We start from the raw sequence: 8,203 nt of genomic DNA, 5'->3' as shown, positions 1-8,203 counted from the left end.
TTTCGATGAAATAGCGCTCTGTAGTTCCCCTCCAGGGAGGAACGGTCCAAGCGATACCAGCAAATTTTTTGCGGTGAGGTCCGAATTGCGACTGTGACAGCCTATGTTGTATTTTGTGCAACCATTTGGCCGTCTAGGGCCACCTTTCGCCTTCTATATTGTACTTAATACAACGATTGCTGCATTTAAACCGCTTACATCACATTATTCACCCCAATTGGTTGTATTATATGCAACGAAAGACGCAATCGCGGTCTGACCACACCATTACGATGTATAAAATGCAACGTAACTCCCAGCGCGAGGTGTGGCGTCGCATGACGGTCGTCAACCACGTGCCTTCGATTTTGCTGCACAACCGTCCGTCTCGACATCCCCTCATCCTCCGCGCCATGTTTAACCGTGGGAGTCCCGGCTGATCCCCCAACGAACATCCATAGCGTAAGCAGTTGTCGCTTTGGCAGCGCCCTAACAACAAAAAAAAGCAGTATTCTCCATTTCCCGAGAATACTGCTCCCTTTAACGACAAATCAACTTTTATAAGCAATGTTTATATCATATTCTTTATCCAGATAACTAGAAATCTGATCACGCGCTTCCGCTTTAACGTCAAGCAACCAACCGGCATCAAGCCGATCCACAGTTTCCATTCGGATGTTCTCGTACTTCGTTTTGGCTTTCTCTTTTTGCTTCACTAGATTTCTTGTAAACATGAAAAAACTGATCAAAGCCAGCAGGGAAGCCGATAATCTTTTGTCCGAAACAAGCAAATCAAGGATGACCATAGCATTACCACCCGAAACTAATAAAACCTTATGATAGAAGGATACCGTGAAATATAGCAGCAGCGCGGCAGTTACAATGAGAAATATCCATTGCGTCCTCTTCAGTCGGTCCCATTCTTTCTTCCTCTTTTTCAACTTCTCTATCAACATTAAAGTATCATTACTTAGGTTTAGATCAGGCTGCTTCATCCGCATTCCCCCTCACTAACCATCGTATGCTTGTTCACCGTTATTCTTGCAAGAAAAAAAGACCGAAAGCATCACTCTAAGAGCGTTGTCGAAGATGCTTTGGTCTTAGAATATTCGTGTTTTAGAAACGTTTTTTCCCTACCAGGAATTTTTTGTTTCCTTTTTTTGCAGTTACAGGCACGTGCTTATAGCTGCGGATCATCGGATTTTTGCAGAGCGGGCAGCTTGGTAATGCTTCCGTAACGAATTCTTTGCGAACCCATGCTTTACAATCTGCCTCTTTACATTTCCAAATTTCAATCTGTTCGACTTCTGGTTTCTGTTCTTCCGTAACGGTACTCGTTGATGTAGACATTTTCAGCATGTTCTCCCTGTTTCGTAGATTAGACTACTTATTATTATACAGATCCCATTTAATATCAAGTCTTTCCCGTGTTCAAAATTATTTACCGATGGTAGAATGGGAAAAGCGGCTACAAATTAGACACACAATGAAAGCAGGAATCTCGCATGACGAATTTGCTACAAGAATGGAAGTCTCAGTTTCAGGGATACAGCCGAAATATTTTGCTGTTCTTTTGCTTCAATTTTGTTTGGAACTTAGGTTTGGGTATGTTCGGACTCGTTTATAACCTGTATGTCAAAAGTCTTGGCTATGAGCAAACGACTGTCGGCAGCATCGTGGGCATGACTTCACTGGCAGCAGCCATCATTCTTATTCCTGCAGGTATTATGAATGATCGTTTCGGACCGAAGCGCGTCATTACGTTTGGTCTTGTTTTCACCATTGTCGCATTGGCGGTTCGCTCTTTATTCGAGGTTGAAGCAGGTATGCTCGTTTCATCCTTCTTCGGAGGCATGGCACTTGCCGTTGTTTCGGCGACCATTCTGCCTTTTATGGCTAACAATTCCACACCACAGCAGCGTGTGCATTTGTTCAGTTTTAATATGGCGCTTGTGATGATTGCGAATGTTGTAGGTATCGCGCTCGGTGGCCTGTTATGTGACTTTTTTCAATTTGTCATCGGGTTAGAGGAAATTTTAAGTTTACGTTTCACATTATTACTTGGTGTTGTGTTCGCTGCGCTCGGCATCATCCCTGTGGCTTTGTTCGAAAAAAGCGAGCAGGAAATTCAGCCGCGGAGGGAACCGCTCAATTGGAAGCGTTCGTGGCACTCACACAAATCTTCTCTTCAAGTCATCGGCATCTTCTGCGTACTCGGCTTGCTGTCCGCGGTCGGCGGGGGAATGATCGTCCCGTACTTGAATGTGTATTTCGAAGATCGATTTGAAGCATCCAAGTCTGCAATCGGCATTGTTGTAGCATTAGGACAAGGAGCAACGGCAATTGCCTTTCTGATTGGTCCAATGATTGTGAAGAGATTCGGGGAAGTCAGGTCCGTTGTATATTTGCAGCTCTGTTCCATCCCATTTCTCCTCCTGACGGCTTTTTCCGCTAATTTCTACTTATCCTCCGGCGGTTATTTGTTCCGGCAGGCCTTGATGAACGCGGCGAACCCTTTTTACAACTCGGTCAAAATGAGCTACGTTGACCGCTCGCTGCGCGGACTAGCCTCATCTTCCGGAGAAGCGGTTTTCAACTTAGGCTGGTTCTTGGCGGCTCCGATTAGTACAGGCTTGGTATTCCGCCATGGCGCCTATTACGGCTACGCTTATGCCTTCTGTATTACAGCCGTCGTTTACGTGGTGATCTCTTATTTCTTTTATTTCTTTTTCGGGAAAAATCGGTTTAAACCGGTTGAAGAGACTCAGTAGATGAAAATTTTCGCATAGATCACGGATAAAAATTGGTTCTTTTCTATCGTTGACTTCGACGATGGAAAGGAAATACAATGAAATGAGAGCGCATTCATAGAATCGCATTGAACTCATTTTTCTATTCCGATTTTGATTGTGAGGAGATTGCTAGTATGAAGAATAAAATCATCTTTAATGGACAAAGTATTGTCTTAACGTGGATGATCTCCTATATCGTTATTCTCCTTTTACCTGTCGTCATCGGTTTACTTGTGTATGTGGAATCCAATAAAACGTTGAAGGATGAAATTCAACAAGCCAATGATTCCCTATTGAAGCAGGTTCGCGAAGTCATGGATAACCAATTCAAAGCGATGGAACAGCTCAATTTTGAGATCACTTGGAATGTGAACATGCAGGAGCTGCTCTACTCGAATAAATATGAAGCCTTTCCCAAAGAATATCGCTATGATATTTCTCAAATCGCACGCAATCTGTCGATGTACAAAACCTCTTATCCACTGATTGACTCTTTCTATGTCTATTTGTATAAGGATCAATCCGTTATTCTCCCAACTACGGTCAGACCAAGCGCTTTTGCCTATCAAACCTTGCATATGAGCGATGAATTTTCATTTGCATCTTGGCAAGAAATTATGACTCGTCCCAACTTCAAAGGGTTTATTCCGATGACCCGGATCGGTGACGATAACATGCTGCGCAAAACGGTGGCCTATATCAGCACCTACCCGATGGAACACAATCAGCCGCTTGCTACGAACGTCATCATGGTCGATCAGTCTCGCATTCTTGGCGCTATTCAAAATATGGAGATTTTCAATAAAGGCCACGTTTTTATATTGAATAATGAGAATCAGATTCTGGCTTCCAATTCGGCCCATGCGCTTCCCAGCGATTTCCCGTACGACAAATTAATAAACACGCCAAACTTCTATTTCTCCGGCTCTGATCATGAGAAATATGAGGTTTTTAACATTCAGTCGCCTATTTCCAAATTAAAATATGTGTCCATCATGCCGAGTACGATTTATTGGCAAAAGGCTGCTCACATCCGCAATTTGACGTATATGAGCATGGTGATTTCGCTGCTTGGCGGCGGCATTCTAACTTTCTTCTTTTTACGGCGCAATTATAATCCCGTCCGGCGTCTTGTCCATGCATTTTCCAAAAAAATGACCCTTGCCTCAGGCCAGCGCTACAACGAATTTCACTTCATCCAGGAAGCGGTCGACAGCACCTTGCTGGAGATGGCTGATTTCAAAAGCAAAATGGAACAGCAGCGGCACATGGTCCGCTCCCATTTCCTCGAAAAGTTACTAAAAGGAAAGCTGGACCGGCACATGCCGATTGCCGAAGCTTTAACGACTTTTGATATGAAGCTGGATCGTAAAGACTTTGCCGTTATGCTGTTTGTTGTTGATCAGAGCGCGCCGTTCTTCGAACGAATTACCCATACGTCCGATGAGGATAAGTGGAAGCTGCTGCATTTCATTATTATGAATGTTGTGGAAGAGCTGACATCCAAGCGGCATCGCGGTTATGCCACGGAGATTGACGATTCGATTGCCTGCTTGGTCAATTTAACGTCGGAAGAAGATGCTAACGGCAAGGAGGAGCTGCTGCGCATCGCCAAAGATACCCAACTTTTCCTCTCAACCACCTATAACATTCATTTGACGATATCGATCAGCAGCATACATGAGAAAATTTCAAATGTGCCTCAAGCTTTCTTAGAAGCGCTAGATTCTATGGCCTACAAGCTGGTTATGGGCGGACATGAAATTCTCGCTTATGATGATTTGCAAGCTAACCGTGCCTGTGAACCGGTTTCCGGCTACTATTATCCGCCGCAAATTGAACAACAGTTCCTGTACGCCGTGAAATCAGGGGAATTGGAAGAAGCGAAGAGCATTCTTGCCGAGATTATGAACAAAAATTTTGAAATCCGCGGGATTTCCGTCTCCTTAACCAAATGCTTAATGTTAGGCTTGGTTACAACGATGATGAAGAGCATTAGTGAAACCGGAGACATTCAAGAAAGCTTTTTCATCCGCAATCCCAAGCTGGTCGACCGGCTCTTAAACAGCATAACCGTCCCGGAAATGAATCTATATTTGAACGAAATGCTAGAGCAAATCTGCACATATACAGCGGCCAAACGACAGGCAGCCATCTCGCAAACGCGGCAAAAGGCCTTGCAGGAGCTGGTCGAAGAGATTTCTGTGTATATTGAAAATAATTACTCCGATGCCAACTTGAATGTGACCATGATCGGCAATCATTTCGACCGCAAAGCCACTTACTTGTCAAAGCTTTTCAAAGATTATGTGGGAGAAGGCCTCCTGGATCGCATCAATAAAGTCAGGATCGACAAATCCAAGCAGCTTCTGAAGCGCCAAGAACAATCGGTCGGCGATGCCGCGAACGGAGTGGGATTCAACGATATTAATGCCTTTATCCGTGTATTCAAAAAAGTCGAAGGCATTACACCCGGAAAATACAAAGAACTGATTGAAAAATAGATATTTTGGGCAGCCAATGGGCTGTCCGCTCCTTTTTATAGGCCTATTTTGGCTATTTTGAAGACCCGATTGGATATTTTGTAGAGCATGCTACAACAATTCGAGAAGCAATTGGACAATTTGCAGATGGTTGTATTGTAAGCGTTATCATATAGTAAAGGTGTGACAGAGAACACCTCGTACATTTGTACAAAATGAAGTAGCGTCTGCGAAGCCAGGTTGTCTGGCGAAAAACTTAGTTACTCTTAGGAGGTCAATCTATGCAAAAAAACAGAAAAAAAATGTTCACCGTGCTTGTGGCAACAACGTTAATGGGAAGCCTGACTGTCGCTTGTTCCTCATCGAACACGCCGAGTACAGACGCTAGTCCGAAAGCGACTGCCGGAGGAACAACAGCTCCAGCGGCTGCCGCCCCTGCTTCGTACCCGCTCAAAACAGATAAGACCCTAACGTATTGGGGCGAACTGCCCGGCAACGTGACAGGGGTTAAAGCGGCTCACGCCGACATTCCTTTCTTCCAGGAATGGCAGAAAAAGACCGGTGTTCCATTGAAGTTCCTTGCACCTCCTACCAACCAAGCTTCGCAAGCATTGAACGTTTTGTTAGCATCAGGCGATCTTCCAGATATGATCGAGTTTGACTGGCAAGGGGCGTTCCCTGGCGGTCCTGAAAAAGCGATCAAAGACGGCTACATTTTGAAATTGAATGATACGATTGATAAATTTGCACCTAACTTGAAGAAATATCTCAAAGAACATCCTGAGATCGACAAACAAGTAAAAACCGATAACGGCAGCTACTATTCCTTCCCGTTCATTCGCGGCGATGATTACTTGCGTGTCTATCAAGGTCCGATTATCCGCAAAGACTGGCTCGATGAGCTAGGTCTGCCAATTCCAGAGACGATTGACGATTGGTATACGACATTGAAAGCCTTCAAAGAGAAAAAAGGCGCTACAGCCGCCTTCTCCGTTGTCAGTGTGCCTAGACCGTTCAATGAGTTAGGAAACGGTGCTTTCGCAGGTGCTTATGGCGTGACGCGTGATTTCTATATCGACAATGGCACGATTAAATTTGGTCCGGCTGAAAAAGGCTACAAAGACTTCTTGGCAACCATGCACAAATGGTATGAAGAAGGTTTGATCGATAAAAACTTCGCAACAGCGGACGGCAAAGCTTTGGATGCGAATATGGCTTCCGGCGCAACTGGCGTTACCGTCAATAATGCAGGCGGCGGTATCGGTAAATGGCAGCCGCTGATTACGGCGAAAGATCCGAAAGGCGTGCTCGTTGCAGCGCCATATCCGGTACTCAAAAAAGGCGATATCGCGATGTACGGCCAGAAAGATCCATCCTTCTCGCCAGGCGGCATGGTTGCGATCACAGCTTCTTCCAAAAATATTGAGACGGCCGCTAAGCTTCTTGACTATGGTTACTCCGAAGAAGGTCATAATTACTTCAACTTCGGCACCGAAGGCGTTTCCTACAAAATGGAAAACGGATACCCGAAATATACGGACCTGCTCATGAAAAATCCGGATAAATTAGCACCGGCACAGGCTCTGTCCTTGTATGTACGCGGTAACTACAATGGTCCATTCGTTCAAGATAAACGTTACATTGAGCAATATTTGGCATTGCAAACGCAACGTGATGCCGTTACAACTTGGCAAAAAACAGACGTAGATAAACACAAACTGCCGCCAGTCACGGCTACACCGGAAGAAAGTACAGAGTTGGCCAAAATCATGACTGACGTCAACACATTAGTTGATGAAATGACGCTTAAAATCATTCTGGGCACTGAGCCTGTAGATTCCTTTGACAAATACCAAGAGAAATTCAAGTCTGTTAAACTGAGCCGTGCGCTTGAAATCAAGAAAGCATCCTTGGATCGTTTCAACAAAAGATAGATAACAGGCCAGGGGGAGGGCAATCGCCCTCCCTGCTTTACTAGAACTTCGCGGCGAAAGGAGAGATTTCATGCGCAAAGCAGGACAAGCAACGTTCCAAGTACGTTTCAAGCGTGATTTTTTGCTCAACAAATATTTGTACCTGATGATGGTTCCCGTGCTGGCCTACTACATTGTCTTCCATTATGCGCCGATGTATGGAGCTCTGATCGCTTTTAAGGAGTACACCCCGATTAAAGGTATTTTGGGCAGCTCATGGGTCGGCTTCCAGCACTTCAATGATTTCTTCAGTTCCTATTATTTCTGGCGAATTCTCAAAAACACGGTGATTATCTCGCTTTACTCTCTATGTTTTGAGTTTCCTGCACCTATTATTTTGGCGATTCTGATCAATGAGTTGACGAATAAAAGGTTTCAGCGTTTCGTACAAACCGTTACGTACATGCCTTATTTCATCTCCCTCATCGTTATCGCCGGGATGATCAAAGATTTTACGAATAATGGCGGGTTAATTAATAACTTTCTGACTCACTTTGGCGCCAGTGATACGGCGATGCTGCAGAAGCCTGAAATGTTTCGGACGATCTATATTTTATCGGAAATTTGGCAGAAGATCGGATGGGAGTCTATCATTTATTTAGCGGCTCTCATGGGCATTGATCAGGAACAATATGAAGCGGCAAAAATGGACGGGGCCAACAAAATCAAGCAGATCTGGCATATCACCCTTCCGGGTATTCTACCGACCATCGCGATCATGTTCATTCTGCGCATGGGGAATCTACTAAACGTTGGTTTCGAGAAAATTATTTTGCTGTATAACCCCAGCACGTACGATACGGCTGATGTCATTTCCTCCTTCGTTTATCGAAAAGGATTAATTGAATTCGGCTGGAGCTACAGCTCCGCGGTCGGTTTGTTCAATTCCGTCATCAATCTGGCTTTACTCATTGCAGCAAATAAAATCAGTAAAAAAGTAAGTCAAAGCAGCTTATGGTGAGGAAGGAGGGACTGA

Annotated in this window: 6 protein-coding genes; 4 read left to right on the top strand and 2 right to left on the bottom strand. The window is 44.6% G+C overall.

The genetic code is table 11. From position 1 onward, the window contains the following. Positions 1 to 530: 530 nt before the first annotated feature. The gene (locus tag PCH02S_RS28295) at positions 531 to 974 is read right to left on the bottom strand and encodes a DUF2663 family protein (RefSeq protein WP_164819772.1); all 444 of its coding nucleotides are present in this window, start codon (positions 972 to 974) and stop codon (positions 531 to 533) included. Positions 975 to 1,095: 121 nt separating this feature from the next. Then, a complete protein-coding gene (locus PCH02S_RS28290; protein ID WP_127457457.1) occupies positions 1,096 to 1,329 on the bottom strand; it encodes a cold-inducible protein YdjO-related protein in 234 nt (77 codons plus the stop codon). A gap of 155 nt (positions 1,330 to 1,484) precedes the next feature. Between PCH02S_RS28290 and PCH02S_RS28285 the strand changes: the two genes are divergently transcribed. The 4 genes from PCH02S_RS28285 to PCH02S_RS28270 all read left to right on the top strand — a co-directional run bounded on the left by PCH02S_RS28285 (position 1,485) and on the right by PCH02S_RS28270 (position 8,188). Next, positions 1,485 to 2,750 carry an MFS transporter gene (locus tag PCH02S_RS28285; RefSeq protein ID WP_127457456.1) on the top strand — a complete coding sequence of 422 codons (1,266 nt, stop codon included), beginning with the start codon at positions 1,485 to 1,487 and terminating at the stop codon, positions 2,748 to 2,750. Positions 2,751 to 2,905: 155 nt separating this feature from the next. After that, a complete protein-coding gene (locus tag PCH02S_RS28280; RefSeq protein ID WP_127457455.1) occupies positions 2,906 to 5,275 on the top strand; it encodes an AraC family transcriptional regulator in 2,370 nt (789 codons plus the stop codon). A gap of 260 nt (positions 5,276 to 5,535) precedes the next feature. Continuing rightward, positions 5,536 to 7,188, top strand: coding sequence for a type 2 periplasmic-binding domain-containing protein (locus PCH02S_RS28275; RefSeq protein ID WP_127457454.1), 1,653 nt, complete (start codon positions 5,536 to 5,538; stop codon positions 7,186 to 7,188). A gap of 70 nt (positions 7,189 to 7,258) precedes the next feature. Continuing rightward, positions 7,259 to 8,188, top strand: a complete 930-nt coding sequence (locus PCH02S_RS28270; RefSeq protein WP_127457453.1) for an ABC transporter permease — start codon at positions 7,259 to 7,261, stop codon at positions 8,186 to 8,188. The last annotated feature ends 15 nt before the right edge of the window (positions 8,189 to 8,203 follow it).

Source organism: Paenibacillus chondroitinus NBRC 15376, assembly GCF_004000765.1.
GTDB lineage: Bacteria > Bacillota > Bacilli > Paenibacillales > NBRC-103111 > Paenibacillus_E > Paenibacillus_E chondroitinus.
Note: the sequence above shows the minus strand (reverse complement) of the source record. Positions and strands in the feature narration are given on the sequence as shown.